Annotated in this window: 15 protein-coding genes; 12 read left to right on the top strand and 3 right to left on the bottom strand. The window is 66.2% G+C overall.

What is annotated here, in order from left to right; translation table 11 throughout:
* Positions 1 to 154: 154 nt before the first annotated feature.
* Positions 155 to 2,728, bottom strand: a complete 2,574-nt coding sequence (gene otsB, locus NU1_RS03655) for a trehalose-phosphatase (RefSeq protein WP_067517351.1) — start codon at positions 2,726 to 2,728, stop codon at positions 155 to 157.
* Between the two features lie 437 nt (positions 2,729 to 3,165).
* On the bottom strand, positions 3,166 to 3,816 hold the full coding sequence (gene kstR, locus NU1_RS03660; protein ID WP_067517353.1) for a cholesterol catabolism transcriptional regulator KstR: 651 nt from the start codon (positions 3,814 to 3,816) through the stop codon (positions 3,166 to 3,168).
* A gap of 166 nt (positions 3,817 to 3,982) precedes the next feature.
* Between kstR and NU1_RS03665 the strand changes: the two genes are divergently transcribed.
* From NU1_RS03665 to NU1_RS03695, 7 genes are all read left to right on the top strand, one after another.
* Complete coding sequence (locus NU1_RS03665) at positions 3,983 to 6,142, top strand: acyl-CoA dehydrogenase family protein (RefSeq protein ID WP_067517355.1); 2,160 nt, start codon at positions 3,983 to 3,985, stop codon at positions 6,140 to 6,142.
* Between the two features lie 28 nt (positions 6,143 to 6,170).
* Positions 6,171 to 7,256, top strand: coding sequence for an acyl-CoA dehydrogenase family protein (locus tag NU1_RS03670; protein ID WP_067517357.1), 1,086 nt, complete (start codon positions 6,171 to 6,173; stop codon positions 7,254 to 7,256).
* On the top strand, positions 7,241 to 8,410 hold the full coding sequence (locus NU1_RS03675; RefSeq protein ID WP_067517360.1) for an acyl-CoA dehydrogenase family protein: 1,170 nt from the start codon (positions 7,241 to 7,243) through the stop codon (positions 8,408 to 8,410). The genes NU1_RS03670 and NU1_RS03675 overlap by 16 nt, the downstream gene beginning before the upstream one ends.
* Positions 8,411 to 8,420: 10 nt before the next feature.
* The gene (locus tag NU1_RS03680) at positions 8,421 to 9,362 is read left to right on the top strand and encodes a bifunctional MaoC family dehydratase N-terminal/OB-fold nucleic acid binding domain-containing protein (RefSeq protein WP_067517362.1); all 942 of its coding nucleotides are present in this window, start codon (positions 8,421 to 8,423) and stop codon (positions 9,360 to 9,362) included.
* 56 nt (positions 9,363 to 9,418) lie between these two features.
* Positions 9,419 to 9,841, top strand: coding sequence for a MaoC family dehydratase (locus NU1_RS03685; protein WP_067517364.1), 423 nt, complete (start codon positions 9,419 to 9,421; stop codon positions 9,839 to 9,841).
* Positions 9,838 to 11,010 (top strand): lipid-transfer protein, encoded by a 1,173-nt coding sequence (locus tag NU1_RS03690; RefSeq protein WP_067517366.1) that lies wholly within the window; start codon positions 9,838 to 9,840, stop codon positions 11,008 to 11,010. Before NU1_RS03685 ends, NU1_RS03690 begins: the two co-directional genes overlap by 4 nt.
* A 166-nt stretch (positions 11,011 to 11,176) precedes the next feature.
* Positions 11,177 to 11,524, top strand: a complete 348-nt coding sequence (locus tag NU1_RS03695; protein ID WP_067517368.1) for a DoxX family protein — start codon at positions 11,177 to 11,179, stop codon at positions 11,522 to 11,524.
* Here the strand turns inward: NU1_RS03695 and NU1_RS03700 are convergent.
* A complete protein-coding gene (locus tag NU1_RS03700; protein WP_067517449.1) occupies positions 11,509 to 12,111 on the bottom strand; it encodes a TetR/AcrR family transcriptional regulator in 603 nt (200 codons plus the stop codon). The two genes, NU1_RS03695 and NU1_RS03700, sit on opposite strands and share 16 nt — an antisense overlap.
* A gap of 81 nt (positions 12,112 to 12,192) precedes the next feature.
* Here NU1_RS03700 and zapE point away from each other — a divergent pair, with 81 nt between their 5' ends.
* The 5 genes from zapE (at position 12,193) to NU1_RS03725 (ending at position 17,637) form a co-directional block, all read left to right on the top strand.
* Positions 12,193 to 13,155, top strand: a complete 963-nt coding sequence (zapE, locus tag NU1_RS03705; protein WP_084520955.1) for a cell division protein ZapE — start codon at positions 12,193 to 12,195, stop codon at positions 13,153 to 13,155.
* Positions 13,156 to 13,307: 152 nt separating this feature from the next.
* Complete coding sequence (locus NU1_RS03710; RefSeq protein WP_084520956.1) at positions 13,308 to 14,531, top strand: glycosyltransferase family 4 protein; 1,224 nt, start codon at positions 13,308 to 13,310, stop codon at positions 14,529 to 14,531.
* A gap of 2 nt (positions 14,532 to 14,533) precedes the next feature.
* On the top strand, positions 14,534 to 15,949 hold the full coding sequence (locus NU1_RS03715) for a UDP-glucose dehydrogenase family protein (RefSeq protein WP_212761950.1): 1,416 nt from the start codon (positions 14,534 to 14,536) through the stop codon (positions 15,947 to 15,949).
* A 220-nt stretch (positions 15,950 to 16,169) separates the two neighbouring features.
* Complete coding sequence (locus tag NU1_RS03720) at positions 16,170 to 17,093, top strand: DUF4129 domain-containing protein (RefSeq protein WP_245719933.1); 924 nt, start codon at positions 16,170 to 16,172, stop codon at positions 17,091 to 17,093.
* Between the two features lie 40 nt (positions 17,094 to 17,133).
* Positions 17,134 to 17,637, top strand: coding sequence for a hypothetical protein (locus NU1_RS03725; RefSeq protein ID WP_067517372.1), 504 nt, complete (start codon positions 17,134 to 17,136; stop codon positions 17,635 to 17,637).
* Positions 17,638 to 17,644: the final 7 nt, after the last annotated feature.

A 17,644-nucleotide genomic window follows, 5' to 3' on the forward strand; every position in this document is an offset into this window, starting at 1 on the left:
CACTAGCTCAAACGGAAACGATTTCCATTTAAATGTAGCTCACACGCCCGGAGACGCCAGCATCGCAAACGACATCTGTGTTCAGTAACACGAGAGAACGAGAGCGAGCCCGCGTGGCACACGCGGGCTCGCTCTCCGGAATATCGGATGCCTATTACGTCGTCAGCGCCGCCACCGGCTGGCTGAGCAGTTGGGCGCAGCGCAGCAGACCGAGATGGCTGTACGCCTGCGGATGGTTGCCCAGGGACCGCTCGGCGACGGGGTCGTACTCCTCGCTGAGCAGTCCGGTCGGCCCGGCCACATCCACCAGCTGCGCGAACAATGCCTCGGCGTCCTCCCGCTTGCCGATGAGCAGGTATGCCTCCACCAGCCACGCCGCGCACAGATGGAATCCACCCTCGCCGCCGGGCAGCCCGTCGTCGTGGTGGTAGCGGTACACGGTGGATCCGCTGCGCAATTCCGCCTCGGTCGCCACCACGGTGGCGCGGAAGCGCGGATCGGACGGGTCGATGAGCCCGCTGAGCCCGATGTGCAGGGTCGCCGCGTCGAGATCGGTGCCGTCGTAAGCCGCCGTGTAGGACTGGACCTCGTCGTTCCAGCCCTCGACCTTCACCTCGTCGGAGATGGTGTCGCGCAGCTTCTCCCAATCCGGGTCGACGGGTCGCCCGAACTGCTGGGCCACGGTCACCGCCCGGTCGATGGTCAACCAGCCCATGACCTTCGAGTACACGTGGTGGCGCGGATTGCCGCGAATCTCCCAGATGCCGTGGTCGGGTTCGCGCCAGCGCCGCTGTACCGCGGACACCATGGCGCTCACGAGTTCCCAATCCGCGTCCGGCAGCGCCTGACTCGGATCGGTGATGCCCTTGCGTTCCCGAGCGTGCGCGAGCTGCGCGATGAGGTCCACGATGGGCCCGAACACATCCAGCTGCACCTGCATATTCGCGGCGTTGCCGATACGCACCGGCCGCGAACCGGCGTATCCGGGCAGCTGATCGATAACGGCTTCCGGCGGCAGGGTTTCGCCGTACAAGGTGTACAGCGGGTGCAGGCGTTCGGGTCCGGGCAGCGTTTCCAGGACCCGGTGCACCCAGGCGAGCAATTCCTCTGCCTCGTGCAGTGATCCGAGCGAGACGAGTGCCGACGCGGTCAGCGAGGCGTCGCGCAGCCAGCAGTACCGATAGTCCCAGTTGCGCACGCCGCCTATGTCTTCCGGCAGCGAGGTGGTGGCCGCGGCCAGAATCGACCCGGACGGCGCGTGCACGAGTCCGCGCAGGGTGAGCGCGGACCGCTTCATGAGATCCGGCTTCAGCGGCGGCAGTTCGAGTTTCGAGGCCCATTGGGCCCAGTACCGCTCGGCTTCCCGTCGGCGGTCGGTCTCGGCCGTCATGGCGGGTGCGAGATCGGAGGTGCCGCAGCGCATTTCCAGCATGACCGGGCCCTGCCTCGGATCCACGACCGCGCGGGCGGTGTGGTGGTTGCCGTCGTCGATGATCTCCCAGTCGACTCCGGGGGAGCGCAGTACGATCGGATCGTTGGTGCCCTGCACCTGCAAGCCGCCGGCCTGGCGAATGATCCGGACCGGCACCTGGCCGAATTCGGGGCGCGGCGCGAAGACGACCACGGCCTTGGCGTCGCCGGTGATGACGCGGGTCAGGTCGGTGCGCTCGGGTACCACGTCGTGTGGCAGATAGTCGACGAGCTGCAAACTGGCCCAGCGGGTTTCGACGGTCATGGTGCCGTCGATATAGCGCTGCGACAGTGGCAGTCCACCGCGTTCCGGTGTGATGGTGAAGTGCCCCGCGTCCGGTCCGCCCAGCAGGTGTGCGAATACCGCGGCGGAATCGGGTTCGGGATGGCACAGCCAGGTAATGGTGCCGTCCGGGGTGACGAGGGCCTTGGAACGCGGACTGGCCAGCATGGTCAGCCGCTCGATGCGGGGGGCGCTGGCACCGGCCAACCAGGTGCGGCGCTCTTCCAGCAGGAAGGCCAGCGCCTTGGATACCGTTTCGGTGTTCTCCACATGGTATTTCGCGAGGCTCTCGCCGCCGCCGACCTTGATGCCGACATCCGGGCCCGACAGTCGTGTGAAGGCCTTCTCGTCGGTCACGTCATCGCCGATGAACACCGCCGCCGAGGCGCCCTGCTGATGTCGGACGATATCGAGGGCCGCGCCCTTATCGGTCTCGACGACCGCGAGTTCGATGACCTCTTTGCCCTCGGTGACCTGTACGCCGACCCAGCTGGCGGGCCCCTGCCGCACCTGCACGAGGGCCCGGCGCCCGATTTCCGGGCTCGCGTTGCGGACGTGGAGGGCCACGCTGGCCGGTTTGATCTCGACGGAGACGCCCGGATTGTCCTGGGCGATCTGGGTCAGCGTCGTCTGCACTTCCTGCAGTAGCTGTTTGGCGTCGTTATCGATGGCGTGCACGAAGCCCACATCGAATTCCGAGCCGTGACTTCCGATCAGCTGCACTTCGACGGGCAGCCGGGACAGGGCCGCGAGATCGCGAAGCGCACGGCCCGAGATCACAGCGGCGGTGGTGCCGGTCAGTCCGGCGAGCGCGCGCAAGGCGTTCACCGACTCCCGATGGGGATACGCCTTCGCGGGGTCGGACACGATCGGTGCGATCGTTCCGTCGTAGTCCGACGCGACCAACAGTCGCGGCACTCGGGCGACGGCCGAGAGTGCCCGGCGAAGTTCCAGTGGCAAATCCTGTGCGCTCACGCATCCAACCTAGTGATCGGAGGAGAATTTTCAGGGCGCGGGAGACTTTACTGGTAGTGGATTGCCCCCATGTTGGGGGCGTGATACATGGCGTTTACATTCGGGCGAACTTGGTGGCGTTCGCGGTGTGAACACTGGCCGGTTACGGCCGGTTTGCCCGATTGATACCACCCTCACCTGCGGAAACCCGGTCAGATGCCGCAGGGGTCGAGGTGCGCTCGGTCGGCCGATGATCTTGGAGCGCAAGGATTCCGGGGTGCCGGATACACCTTCCGGATAGCCGGAACGGCTACCGAAAAAACCACTGTGAGACTCGAGACTTTTGCGACTGTCGGGCCCTCGATGTCCGAAACGTCCGGGTACGCGAGCCGTGATGGCAACCGCGAACCCGGTCCGCGCTTCGAGTGCTGCTGCTTCGGGTGCGGCGGTCGGGGAACTCAGCGCCCGCCGTTGCCGATGAGTAGGTCGACGGTGAGCTCCAGTCGCTCGGTGACATCGGTCGCGGAGGCGCGACGGGTGAGCCACGCCACCAGATTGGACATCCACACATCGGAAATCACACGGGCGATGGCCAACTCGCGCTCGGTGGGGGTGTCCTCGGCGAGCGCGCGGGCGAAGAAGCGGTCCATCACCTTGCCGACCCGGTCGACCTCGGCGGCCGCGGAGGCATCGGCGAACATGAACGCTCGCGTCATGGCCTCGGTGAGCAGTGGATCGCGTTGCATGGCGCGGGTCACCTGCTGGAGCATGAGGTGCATGCGCTCCTGCGGGGTCTCGCCCGGCAGCGGCTTGCGGCGGCTCTCGAACTGCTCGAATTCCCGCGCCAGCGCGGAGACCAGCAGATGCACCTTGGAGGGGAAGTAGCGGTACAGCGTGCCGACTGCGACATCGGCGCGTTCGGCCACCGCCCGCATCTGGACCGCGTCGTAACCGCCCTTGGAGGCCAGCGCCATGGTCGCATCGAGGATGCGCTTGCGCCGATCGCGCTGGGCGGCCGAACTCAGGTCGTCTTCACTGAGCGTGGTCACCGGTGCGGTGCGCGTGGCGGCCGCCGAGTCGGCGGCCTGCGATCGGGAGGGACTGGCCATCGGTTGAAAGTCCTTTCCTGCACGAATCGTTTCGGTTCGGCTAGCCCAGCGTTGCCTTTGGGCTACGAGTTCGTACCGCACCCAGGCGACGCCTTGACTTACGCCCGAGAGTGATATTAGAACATGTTCTAGGTGTGGGAGTCACGCCGGAAAGGCGGTACGGAGTGTGACCATCGCCACCACTGACGAGCATAAAGCCGTCCAGGAGTCGATGCGCGGATGGGCCGCTGCGGTGAGCCCAATTGCAACAATGCGGACCGGTAAGCCGGATTATTGGCGCGAATACTGGTCGCGCCTCGCCGATCTCGGAATATTCCGTGTCGCGGTGCCGGAGGAGGCCGGCGGCGCGGGCGGAACAGTCGGTGATCTCGCGGTCCTGGTGGAGCAGGCTGCGCATGATCTAGTCGGCGGACCCGTTCTCTCCACGGCATTGGCTGGACTCATTGCCGGGGAGATGCTCGACGAGAATACGCCGTGCGGTGTTGCCCTGGGGGGCGAAATCGCAATATCCGTAGATGAATCGGGTCTCACGCTGTCTGGTGAGTGGGACTCTGTGATCGGGGCCGCACCGGGTACCGCGGTGCTGGTCCCGGTACGTGACGGTGACCGGAAACTGTGGTGTCTCATCGACGCCGATACGGCGGGACTACGGGTGGAGCCGCTGGCTCCGCTGGACCTCAGCACACCGCTCGCGAATGTCACCTGTTCGGAAGTCGTTGTGCCTTCGGAGAAGATCTTCGAACCACGCGAATCCGTTCATGATCTGGCGGCGGTCCTGGTTGCCGCCGAGGCCGCCGGAATCGCCGGATGGTGTCTGGAAACCGCGACCGAATACGCCAAGGTGCGTGAGCAATTCGGTAAGAAGATCGGCGAATTCCAAGCGGTCAAACACATTTGCGCCTGGATGCTGTGCCGGGCCGAACAGATTCGCGCCGTGGCCGCCGATGCCGCGAACGCGGTCGATACTGGTAGTTCGGAACTTCAGTTGGCCGCCGCCATCTCCCTGGCCGTCTCGCTGGACGCCGTGGTGGAGACCGCCAAGGATTGCGTTCAGGTGCTGGGTGGAATCGGTTTCACCTGGGAACACGACGCCCATCTGTATTTGCGCCGGGCCGTTGCCCTGCGACAACTACTGGGTGGTTCGGCGTATTGGCGGGCTCGCGTCACCGAACTGACCCTCGCGGGTCAGCGACGCACCGTCGGCCTAGATCTGGGTGCCGACCCCGCCATGTCGGGCGAGCCCGACTGGGAGGCCGTCGGCCTGGACTCGGCGCAGGCCGCGGTACTGGCCGCCGAACTCGCGCGGATCGCCGCCCTGCCAACGGCGGAGCAGCGAAACGCCTTGGCGGAGACCGGACTTCTCGCTTCGCACTGGCCCGCACCCTATGGGCGCGGAGCGGGGCCGATCCTGCGGTCGCTGATCGAGGACCAAATCCGCAAGGCCGGAATCGAACTGCCGGATATCGCCATTGCCAACTGGGCGATACCGACCCTGCTGCAATTCGGCACGCCCGAGCAGATCGAGCGCTTCGCCGTGCCCACCCTGCGTGGTGACGTGGTGTGGTGCCAGCTGTTCAGTGAGCCGGGTGCCGGGTCGGATCTGGCGGCGCTGCGCACCGTGGCCGAGCGGGTAGAGGGCGGCTGGAACCTGCGCGGGCAGAAGGTGTGGACCTCTCTCGCCAAGGAGTCCACCTGGGGTATCTGCCTGGCCCGCACCGATGCGACCGCGCCGAAGCACAAGGGCATCAGCTATTTCCTGGTCGATATGAAGAGCCCGGGTCTGGAAATTCGGCCGCTTGTTCAGATCACCGGCGAGGCGAGATTCAGTGAGGTATTCCTCGACGATGTCTTCGTCCCGGACGAGTGCTTGGTCGGTCAGCTGGGCAATGGCTGGAAGATCGCTCGCTCGACGCTGTCCGCCGAGCGGGTCGCCATGGGTGGCAAGGGCATCGGCGACGAACTGGAGAACCTGATCGCTGCGGCACCGACCTCCGGGCCGGGTGCCGAAGTGGTGGCGGATCGTCTGGGAAGCCTCATTTCAGAATCGGTAGCTGGAACATTGCTAGAAGCTCGTGCGGCCCAAAAACTGCTCAGTGGAGGCGATCCGAGCGCGCAATCGAGCGTTCGCAAATTGGTCGGTGTCCGCCATCGGCAGGCGGTGGCTGAATTTGCCGTCGAACTGGCTGGCGTGCCGGGGGCACTGGACACCGACGTGGTGAAAGAATTCCTGCTCACGCGCTGTTTGTCCATCGCGGGAGGGACCGAACAGATTCTGTTGACCGTTGCCGGTGAACGGATTCTCGGGTTGCCGCGCGAATCGCACTAGCCAGCCCAAACTAACCGGGAGCATTGCATTGGACTTCACCAGGGACGAGAGCCAGGACGCTGTCGCCGAGGTTGTCGTAAGTTTGCTGGAGCGTGAAAGCGAACGCGATATTGGGCTATGGCCGAAGTTGGTCGACAGCGGGTTGCTGGCCGTCGCACTGCCGGAGGAATTCGGCGGTGACGGTATGGGATTGCTGGAGGTATCGGCCCTGCTCACCGAGTTGGCCACCGATGCCGTTCAGGTCCCGGCGCTGACCACGCTGGGCTTCGGCGTCCTGCCCCTCATTGCCGCCGGAACTCCGGATGCGGTGGGGGAGCAGGTATTTCCCGCCGTTGCCGCTGGCGCGATCATTACCGCCGCGCTCAATGAGCCGGGCGCGCCATTCACGGTGCGCCCGGAGACCACCGCGGTGGCCGACGGCGATACGGTGCGCATCTCCGGCCGCAAGGTGGCGGTGCCCTATGCCGATACCGCGCGCTGGATTCTGGTGCCCACCGATTACGGCATCGCGGTCGTGGACGGTGACGCGGCGGGTCTGACCCGAACCGCCAACCCCACTTCCGATGGTGTGCCGGAGTTTTCGCTAGCGCTCGACAAGGTGGAGATCCCGGCCGAGCGGCTGCTGCCCGGCGGTCTCGCCGAGCTGCACCGCTTCGCGGTTGCCGGTATCGGCTCGGTGGCCGATGGTCTGCTGAAGGGGGTGCTGGTGCTGACGGCCGAACATTTGCGCACCCGTGAGCAGTTCGGTCGTCCGCTGGCCGAATTCCAGGCTGTCGCACAGCAGATCGCCGACGTCTACGTGGTCTCGCGCACCCTGCACGCGGCCGCCGCCTCGGCCAACTGGGCGCTCGCGCAGGGTGGCGACAACCCTGGATCGTTCGATACCGCCGAACATCGCGAACGCACCGACGACGATCTCGACGTGCTGGCCTACACGGTGGCCTCGGAACTACCCGCGGCCATGCAGAAGTGCCATCACCTGCACGGCGGCCTCGGCGTCGATATGACCCATCCACTGCACCGCTACTACTCACAGGCCAAGGACATCGCCCGCTGGCTCGGCGGCGAATCGCTGCGGCTGGATCGATTGGGGGCCAGATGTTCATCGAACTGACCGTCGAACAGCGGCGGTTGCGCGACGACCTTCGTTCGTACTTCACCGGTCTCGTCACTCCTGAGGAGGAGGCCGAGATGCTGGTGAACCGGCACGGCGACGCCTACCGCGCGGTGGTGCGTCGAATGGGTTCCGACGGCTGGCTCGGTGTGGGCTGGCCGAAGGAGTACGGCGGCCACGGTTTCGGGCCGCTCGAGCAGCAGATCTTCTACAACGAGGCGGTGCGTGCCGATGTGCCGGTGCCGCTGGTCACCCTGCTGACCGTCGGCCCGGCACTGCAGAGCTTCGGCACCGATGAGCAGAAGCAGAAGTTCCTGCCCGGAATCCTGTCCGGTGACATTCATTTCGCGATCGGCTACTCGGAGCCGGAGGCGGGCACCGACCTCGCCGCCCTCCGCACCAGCGCCGTGCGGGATGCCAATGGCGACTGGATCGTCAACGGGCAGAAGATCTTCACCACCGGTGCGCACGAGGCCGATTACATCTGGCTGGCCGTGCGCACCGGTTCGGTGGAGTCGCGGCACCGCGGCATCACCATCCTGATCGTGGATACCACCGATCCCGGCTACTCGTGGACGCCGATCATCACCTGCGACGGCGCGCACCACACCAATGCCACCTACTTCGACAATGTGCGTGTCCCCGCGAACATGATTGTGGGCGAGGTGGATCGGGGCTGGAAGCTCATCACCACCCAGCTCAATCACGAGCGGGTGAGCCTGGGGCCGTCCGGCAAGATCGAGCAGCTCTACGACCGGGTACGGGACTGGGCGATCAAACAGGGCGTGCTGGGGGAGATCGATGTGGCGCGGCCGCTGGGCCGCCTGCATGCCATGGTGCGGCTCAATGAACTGCTGAACTGGCAGGTCGCCTCCAATTCGGAACGGCCCGATGCTGATCCGCGCGATGTCATTGCGGACGCCTCCGCGACCAAGGTGTTCTCCACCGAGGCGGTGCAAGAGGCGGGCCGCCTCGCCGAGGAGATCGTGGGCCGGTTCGGCGACCCCGCGGATTCGGCCACGGCCGACCTGTTGACCTGGCTGGATCGGCGCACCAAGCAGAACCTGGTAGTGACCTTCGGCGGCGGCGTGAACGAGATCATGCGCGAGCTCATTGCCACCGCGGGCCTGCGGTTGCCGCGCGTCCCCCGATAGGAGTTCCACTGTGACGCAGTCCTTCACGGCCGACGATATTGTCGCGGCCGGAGAAAAGATCAAGGCCGCGGGGGCATCAGCTCCGCGGGTGGCCCGTGATCCGGTGAATCAGCCGATGATCAACAACTGGGTGGAGGCGATCGGGGATACCAATCCGATCTACACCGACGCCGAGGCGGCGCGTGCCGCCGGTCATCCCGGTGTGGTCGCCCCGCCTGCCATGGCGCAGGTGTGGACCATGCTGGGGCTGGGTGGTGTTCGTCCGGCCGACGATCCCATGAATGCCACCAATGAGCTGCTCGATGCCGCCGGGTACACCTCGGTACTCGGCACCAACTGCGAGCAGATCTACCACCGCTACCTCCAGGTCGGCGAGGAGGTGACCGTCCGCAGCTCGCTGGATACGCTGGTCGGCCCCAAGCGCACCGGACTCGGTGAGGGCTGGTTCGCCACCTACCGCACCTGCTGGTACGTGGGTGAAGAACTCGTGACCGAAATGCTCTTCCGTATCCTGAAATTCGCGCCGGGGGCACCGAAAGCCGCTCCCACCGAGGATCTCAGCAAGCGGGTGCGGCCGACCGTCTCCCAGGACACCGAATTCTTCTGGGCGGGAACCAAGCTCGGCGAACTCCGCGTTCAGAAGAAGCCGGATGGGACGCTGCAGCACCCGCCGGTCCCCGCCATCTGGCAGGACAGGTCGGAGCAGACCGACTATGTGGTCGCCTCCGGTCGGGGCACCGTCTTCAGCTTCGTGGTGCATCACGCGCCCAAGGTGCCGGGTCGCGCGCTGCCGTTCGTCGTCGCGTTGATCGAACTCGACGAGGGGGTGCGCATGCTCGGTGAGCTGCGCGGTATCGACCCGGCCGAGGTCGAGGTGGGCCTGCCGGTCGAGGTCGGCTTCGAGGCTCTCGACGATGACAACACCGTTCCCTTCTGGAAGGCAGTTCGATGACTACAGCATCGCGAAGCGATTCCGTGAGGAGCGGCGGTCGGGCGACGGGTGGGCCCATGGAGCCTGCGGCTGTGCAGGTCGGAACCAACCTGCCCGAGTTGGTGATTCACGCCGATCCGACCTTCGTGATCAGTTCGGCGCTGGCCACCCGGGATTTCCAGGACGTGCACCACGACCGCGATAAGGCGGTTCAGCGCGGGTCCAAGGACATTTTCGTCAATATCCTCACCGATACCGGTCTGGTGCAGCGGTTCGTCACCGACTGGGCGGGTCCGCGCGCCATCGTGAAGTCCATCGCATTGCGGCTGGGTGTGCCGCTGTACGCGGGTGACACCCTCACCCTGTCCGGCACGGTCACCGCCATCGAGGGCGACGACATCACCATCGAGGTGGTCGGCCGCGACAGTCTCGGCGACCACATCACGGCGAAAGCTGTTATCGCGCTGGAGGATAAGACTGGAATCGAGGCAAAGCCGTGACGGGCCTGAGCGGGCGCGCCGCCATTGTCGGTATCGGCGCGACGGATTTCTCCAAGGATTCCGGGCGCAGTGAATTGCGTTTGGCCGCGGAGGCGGTGACGGCGGCGCTGGCCGACGCGGGCCTCACACCCGCCGATGTGGACGGCCTGACGACCTTCACCATGGATACCAATACCCAGGCCGCCGTGGCCCGGGCCGCGGGGATTCCGAGCCTGAAGTTCTTCAGCAATATCCCGTTCGGCGGTGGGGCGGCGGCTGCCACCGTGCAGCAGGCGGCCATGGCCGTGGCCACCGGCGTCGCCGATGTGGTGGTCGCCTACCGGGCCTTCAATGAGCGCTCCGGTAACCGATTCGGGCAGTTCGCAACACATCTGGCCGGGAATGCCACCTCCTCCGGTGTGGACAACGCCTTCTCCTACACCCACGGCCTGGGTACTCCGGCCGCCCAGGTGGCCATGGTGGCCCGCCGCTACATGCACGTATACGGCGCTACCAGTGCCGATTTCGGCCGCGTCGCGGTCGCCGACCGCAAGCATGCCGCCGTGAATCCCGCCGCCCACTTCTACGGCAAACCCATCACCCTGGAGGAGCACCAGGCGTCCCGCTGGATCGCCGAACCGCTCCACCTGCTGGACTGCTGTCAGGAGACCGACGGCGGCGTGGCCATCGTGGTCACCAGCGCCGAACGCGCCAGGGACCTCCCCAATAAGCCCGCCGTAATCCTCGGCGCGGCACAGGGTTCCGGCGCGGACCAGTACGTCATGACCAGCTACTACCGTGACGCCATGACGGGCCTGCCGGAAATGGGCCTGGTCGGCGACCAGCTCTGGGCCCAGAGCGGTCTCCGCCCGCAGGATATGCAGGCGGCCATCCTCTACGACCACTTCACCCCCTTCGTCCTCATGCAGCTCGAGGAACTCGGCTTCTGCGGTCGCGGCGAAGCCAAGGACTTCATTGCCGACGGTGCCATCGAACTCGGCGGCCGCCTCCCGCTGAACACCCACGGCGGCCAGCTGGGCGAGGCCTACATCCACGGCATGAACGGCATAGCCGAGGGCGTCCGCCAAATCCGCGGCACCTCCGTGAACCAGGTAGACAGCCTGGAGAACATCGTGGTCACTGCCGGAACCGGCGTCCCCACCTCGGGTTTGGTACTGAGCGCCAACTGATCCACCCACCCGGACAACGAACCCCCGAGAGCCCACGCGGCTGTCGGGGGTTCGTCGTCTCCCTGGCTCTGCGGTCGGGCTCACTCGAGGCGATGTCACACCTTCGGCTCGTCTGTCGTCACCTAGGCAGAACCACATACGAACCTCATGAAGGGAACGGATTCCCATGGAAACCGCCTACTACATTGTCGGAGTCATCGCGGCCCTCTGGATCGGCTTCTCGTCCTTCTCATTGCTCAGCCGTAAGTCGTTCGTCGTGGAGCCACTGATCGAGTACGGCGTCCCGCAGGCATGGTGGAACTTGCTCGGCATCGCCAAGGGCGCGGGCGCACTGGGCCTGATCGTCGGCTTCGTCATCCCGGCCATCGGCATCGCCGCCGCCATCGGCCTCATCCTGTACTTCGCGGGCGCGGTCGGCGCGACGCTGCGCGTCGGCTCGTACAAGACGACCCCGTTCCCACTGCTCTACATGGCTCCGGCCATTGCCACCCTGGTGCTTCAGCTCGCCGCGTGATTCGCGGCGGCCTCGAGGTGAGTCGTCAGGACCGCTGCGAGCTGGGTGACGCTCTCGGGGGTGCCGGGGGCGAGGTGGGTGCGGGCTCCGGCGAAGCGGTCGAAGACCAAGCCCTCGAGGATGGCGAGGAAGTCGGCGGCGGCGATGTCGGGATCATGGCTGCCGAGGGCTTGGAAGAGTAGTTGGGCCTGCTCGTGGGAGAAGAGGGATTTCGTCAGCCGCGCATGGAGTTCCGGGTCACCGAGTAGGTCGATGATCAGGGCGTGGCGGGTGATCAGGTGAGTGCGGCGGTGGGTCAGTAGCTGGTCGAGCCAGTGGGCTACGCCGTGGGCGATTGCCTCGGGGCTCGAGGATTCGGGCTCTTCGTGCCGGGCCGCGGCGAAGTCGTCGCGGGAGCGGTGCTGAATCCGGTCCACAATGGCTTCGACCAGCGCCCGTTTGGTGCGGAAGTAGTAGGACGTCGAGCCCGCCGGGAGTTCCAGCGCGGTATCCAGGGCGCGGTGGGTGAGGGCTCGAATGCCCTGGGTGGCAATCAGATCGATGGCACTGTCCACGATGCGGGTGCGGCGGTCGGTCGGTGTGGACATGGTCACCTTTCCGGCGGTCTCGCGCAATTCCCTCTACAACTATAGAGGAGGCTCTACGGATGTAGAGCAGAGGGGAGTGTGATGACCACCGGTGTGACGACCCTGGACTCCGATCAACTGGCTGCGACGGTTCGACTGCACGCCGTGGCGGAACAACTGGGGAAGGGGTGGCTCGGACGGCGCTGGCGGCGGCCGCGTGGGGTGTATCTGCACGGGGGACCGGGGCGGGGTAAGACCATGCTGATGGATCGGTTCTTCGCGGAGCTGTCCTCGAATCGGAAGCGGCGCTTTCATTTCCACAGCTTCTTTGCACAATTGCACAGGGGTGTGCATGAATTCGGGTCGATCGATGGTGCGGTGGACGCACTGCTCGGGGACTCGGCGGTGGTGTGCTTCGACGAGTTCCATGTGCACGATGCCGGGGACGCCACTCTCATCGCTCGACTGCTCGATGCCCTCTTCGCGCGGCAGATCGTGCTGGTGGTGACCTCGAACTATCCGCCGGAACGGCTGCTGCCGAATCCGCTGTTCCATCCCGTCTTCGTGCCGACCATCGAGCGTATTCGCGCGCTGCTCGATGTGGTGAGCATGAACGGATCGCAGGATTATCGGTTGCTCGGCGGCAGCCGTGGCGGATTCGCGGCTGGGCGGTACATCGTCGGTGACTGTGCGCTCACGGGATCTGTCGAGACTCTGATCGCGCATCGGCGGTTGCGCGCTCGGGCAGCCGGATCCGGCTCGCTGACTGTCGATTTCGCTGAACTGTGCGGAATTCCGGTGTCGGCGGGGGACTTTCTGGAACTGACCGGAGACTTCAGCCGTTGGACCCTGTGCGAGGTCCCCGCTCTGCGGACCGTCGAACCCGATTGGGCCATGCGCTTCATCAATCTGATCGATGTGCTCTACGACGCCGATCTCGAGCTATCGCTCTATGCCCGAGTGCCTTTCGCCGAGCTCGGTGCCGACGTGCGGGGCCTCCCGGATCTCTTCCGCACCCTCAGCCGACTTAGCACCCTCGAGTTTCCGGCCCGCGACCAGCACTGATCGTGTCCGCGAAGGGGTGCTGACGCCTCGGTGAACACGCCGACCGGACCGACGTTCGGGGTTCATGTGCCGTCAATGCCTACGGGGGCCGCCGTTGCGGGCCGTTTCCTACCGTGCAAGGCAGGAGGCAGCACCGAACCGGAGGGGAACCGATGCGAATCCTGAAGCAGGCCCAGGGGGTCGCGCCGGAAGCCCCGATTGTGTTGGCCGACCGGCGCGGTGATCGGCTGCGGGTACTGGTGGTGGCGGAATCCTTCCTGCCACAGGTGAATGGCGTCACCAACTCGGTGCGGCGGGTACTCGACCACCTCGCCGCCGAAGGCCATCAGGCCGAACTGCTCGCACCCACCGGACCGAAAACCTATGCTGGATTCCCGGTGCATGTGGCTCGCGGGGCGCGCCTGCCGTTCTATCGGGACTTTCGGATCGGGCTCGAGACGCGGCGGCGACTGCGCAAGATCATGGATTCGTTCCAGCCCGATATCGTGCATATCGCTTCCCCGGCCACCCTCGGCTATCAGGCCGCCGTGGTCGCCGCCGAACGCGATATCCCCACGGTCGCCATCTATCAGACGGATCTGGTGGGCTTCGCGCAGCGCTACGACCTACCCGGCGGAGTGCGTGCCATGAACGCCCTGACCCGACGGATCCACCTGCGCGTGGACCGCACCCTCGCCCCCTCCACCGCGAGCCTGCGGCAACTGGAACTCATGGGCGTCCCCGGGCTGGCGCGCTGGCCGCGCGGCGTGGATCTGGAGCAATTCGACCCCGCCCACCGCTCGGCGGAACTGCGAGCACGCCTCGCGCCCAATGGCGAAACGCTGGTCGGCTATATCGGTCGTCTCGCCCCGGAGAAGGAATTGGAACTGCTCGCACACCTGCGCCGGCTCCCGGGTATCCGGCTGGTCATGGTCGGCGGCGGCCCCGAGGAAGCACGGCTGCGCAAACTGCTGCCCGACGCCGCCTTTCTCGGCGTGCTGCACGGCGAAGAGCTGGCGGCCGCCTATACCTCCCTCGACGTATTCGTCCATACCGGGCGACACGAAACCTATTGCCAGGCAGCCCAGGAGGCCCTGGCCTCCGGCGTCCCCGTGGTCGCCCCGGCGGCGGGCGGGCCGATAGACGTGGTGGAACCCGGCACCGGATACCTCTACCCGCCGGGTGATGCCGCCGCCCTGGTCGATTACGTCGAACGCCTGGTGGACGACCCACTACTGCGGAGTCGCATCGCCACCGCCGCCCAGCGCAGCGTGCAGCACCGTTCCTGGTCGGCGGTCAACGACCTGCTGATCCGCTACTACCGCGAGGTCATCGCGGAGCGCACTTCGAAGATCCAGCGTCGAGGCGACGCGCAGCTCACCAAGGAGGCCTGCTGATGTTGCAGATATCCGTCATCGGCACCGGTTATCTCGGCGCGACCCATGCGGCGGGCATGGCCGAACTCGGATTCGACGTGCTCGGCGTGGACAACAATCCGGCCAAGGCGGCCGCACTGGCGGCGGGGCGGGTGCCCTTTCACGAGCCGGGACTACCCGACCTGTTGCGGGAGCAGGTCGAGCAGGGACGGCTCCGCTTCGGCACCTCGCTGATCGAGGCCGCTCGCTTCGCCGACATCCATTTCCTCTGTGTCGGAACACCGGAGGGGCCGACCGGCGCCGCCGATATCTCCCAGCTGTACTCGGCCATCGACGGGCTGGTGCCGCATCTGACCCGGAACTGCCTGATAGTCGGCAAATCGACGGTGCCGGTCGGTACGGCCGAGGCCCTGGTCGAGCGCATCAACGGCCTTGCACCCGAGGGTATTTCCGTGGACCTGGCCTGGAATCCCGAGTTTCTGCGCGAAGGTCACGCCGTCTACGACACCCTGCACCCGAACCGCCTCGTCTTCGGTGTCACCACACCCGACGCGGAATGGGCGCTGCGCCAGGTCTATTCGGAAGCCATCACCGCCGGATCGCCGGTGGTGGTCACCAACCTCCCCACCGCCGAGCTGGTGAAGGTCTCGGCGAATGCCTTTCTGGCCACCAAGATCTCATTCATCAATGCCATGGCCGAACTGTGCGAGATCACCGGTGCGGATGTGACCCTGCTGGCCGACGCCCTCGGGCACGACGATCGCATCGGCCGGAAATTCCTCGGTGCGGGTTTGGGGTACGGCGGCGGCTGCCTGCCCAAGGATGTGCGGGCGCTCATTGCCCGGGCCGGTGAACTCGGCGTCGCGGAGTCGGTCAGCTTTCTCGACAGCGTCGACGCGATCAATCGCCGTCGCCGTGAGCGGGTCGTTCGGGAAACCCTGGGGCTGTTGCGCGAGACCGGGTCCCCAGGCCGGGTCGCCATTCTCGGCGCGGCCTTCAAACCGCTCTCCGATGATGTGCGCGATTCCCCGGCGCTCGAGGTGGCCGTGCGACTGCACGCTATGGGCGTCGATGTCACCGTTTTCGATCCGGAAGCGAACCGGTCGGCGAGTCTCATCGCACCGGATCTGCGGTACGCGCCCACCGCCACCGCCGCCGTGCTGGGCGCCGATATCGTCTTGCATCTGACCGAATGGCGCGAATTCCGCGACCTCGACCCGGTGCTGTTGCGCTCGGTGGCCCGCGGCCGGGTGTTCATCGACGCCCGCAATGTCCTCGATCCGGAGCCCTGGCTGGCGGCCGGATGGGACTTCCGGGCGCTGGGCCGTCTGGTCGCACGGGAGGTCGATTCCAGCCGGGTCGACCACTACTCGAATCGGCCCGAATCCGCTCCATCGACCATGCCGGTAGCCAAGGCAACTATTCGGACTTCGCGATAAGCGCCCTCGGCGGCCAGCTACGAATTCCAAAGGCATTGTGCGAGTTCACAAGCGAATCCGTGGCGAGCTGTGGATGTTGCGAAACTCGGTGACCTATGCGGGATTCGCATGTAACCCGTGTTAGCGAATTCCGGCCCGACGAACCGCTTGGCATGTAACTATGACCCTGTTTGTGCAGGACTCTGGTTGGCTGGGGGTGCGTGTGACTGGGGTGAGAACGGTGGCATCCCGAGCGGTCGGACTGATCGCGCTCGTCATGCTCGCCGTCATCGCCTTGCGCGGCCACATTCCCGGCACCGGCGGACCGTCGGCGCCGCAGCCGCCCTCGGTGGTGACCGTCGCCCTGATGCCGGTGCTCTTGCTGGTGTCGGTGGTGATTCTGTGGGCTGGCGTGCTCAATAGTCGGCACCGATTGCCGCTGTCCATGCCGGAGAACGATCGCGATTCCAATAGATACGGGCTGCGGCTGAGCCGGATCGGCCTGCTGCTGGTTATCGGCGTGGCGGCCATCGCCATGCTGCTCACCGTGGCGCTATCGGTATACCTGGCCGGCCCCGCCCGGCAAAAGGCCGCCGATACCGGGACAGCGGCACCGACCCCGGCTCTGGACGCGACACCAACGGAATTCGGGTCTCAACCGCCGGATTCGGTATCGGCGCCCCCGCTGCAGGGCGCCGCGCTACTGCTGGTGATGATCGCGGCATTCGTACTGGTCGCCGTGGCCATGATCGGACTGGTCGTGGTCGCGGTGAACTCACGCCGACGGCCGATGGCGCACAACACCCCGCCCACTCCCGTCGCCGGCCCGGAGCCGGTGTCACTGGCCAAGGTGGCCGAAATGGGTCTGGCGGCCATGATCGCGCCCGGCCAGGATCCGCGCACCGCCATTATCGCCTGCTACGTGGCCATGGAAAGTGGGCTGGCGCAGGCCCGCGAAGTCGCGCCGCTGATCTCGGACACCCCGTCCGAGGTTTTGGCTCGCGCCTTCGAACGCGGTGTGCTGCACGATGCCTCGGCACGCGAGCTGGTCGCGCTGTTCGAGGAGGCCCGCTTCAGCCCGCATTCCATGCTGGCGTGGCAGCGGATGCGGGCCGAGCAACTGCTGCGTATCGTATTGCAGGACCTTCAGGGGCAGCCGGTATGAGAGTTATTGCCGCCGCACACCGTCACACGGGGGTCGCGCGATGAACCGTACGACCATTGTCATCGGGGCCCTGGTGCTGGTCCTCGTATTCGAAGCACTCGCATACGGGAACCAGCGCGAAATCCTGCTCATGCTCGCCGCGATACCCGTGGCCGGGGCGCTGGCGCTGCTCATCTGGTCACTGGTGCAGCGGGCTCGCCGCAACGGACCGGCCGAACTCGCCGACAACGAGGTCGACAATGGCCCGGCCGAAATGCTCACTCGCTGGCAGGCGCGGGCGCAAATGCTGGCCGACCGTGCCGAGGGCACCCGCGCCGACTGGGACCGCCACCTGCGACCACTACTGGCCAAGGAGTTCGAACTATCCAGCGGCCACCGGCACGCCAAGAACCGCCGCGCCGCCGAACAGGCCGGAGTGCTGCAGTTCGGACCGGAACTGTGGCGGTGGGTGGATCCGGCGAATTCGGCGCTGCGCGATCAGACCACGCGCGCGCCGGGCCGCGCGGCGCTCGACGAAATCCTGCGCCGCCTTCAGAACATGTGAAAACGAG

This window comes from Nocardia uniformis NBRC 13702, from assembly GCF_001613345.1.
GTDB lineage: Bacteria > Actinomycetota > Actinomycetes > Mycobacteriales > Mycobacteriaceae > Nocardia > Nocardia uniformis.

Coding starts and splice junctions, on each gene's coding strand:
- kstR (WP_067517353.1), bottom strand. CDS start 3,816: ATGGCCAGTCCCTCCCGATCGCAGGCCGCCGACTCGGCGGCCGCCACG.
- NU1_RS03675 (WP_067517360.1), top strand. CDS start 7,241: ATGTTCATCGAACTGACCGTCGAACAGCGGCGGTTGCGCGACGACCTT.
- NU1_RS03685 (WP_067517364.1), top strand. CDS start 9,419: ATGGAGCCTGCGGCTGTGCAGGTCGGAACCAACCTGCCCGAGTTGGTG.
- NU1_RS03695 (WP_067517368.1), top strand. CDS start 11,177: ATGGAAACCGCCTACTACATTGTCGGAGTCATCGCGGCCCTCTGGATC.
- NU1_RS03700 (WP_067517449.1), bottom strand. CDS start 12,111: ATGTCCACACCGACCGACCGCCGCACCCGCATCGTGGACAGTGCCATC.
- zapE (WP_084520955.1), top strand. CDS start 12,193: ATGACCACCGGTGTGACGACCCTGGACTCCGATCAACTGGCTGCGACG.
- NU1_RS03710 (WP_084520956.1), top strand. CDS start 13,308: ATGCGAATCCTGAAGCAGGCCCAGGGGGTCGCGCCGGAAGCCCCGATT.
- NU1_RS03725 (WP_067517372.1), top strand. CDS start 17,134: ATGAACCGTACGACCATTGTCATCGGGGCCCTGGTGCTGGTCCTCGTA.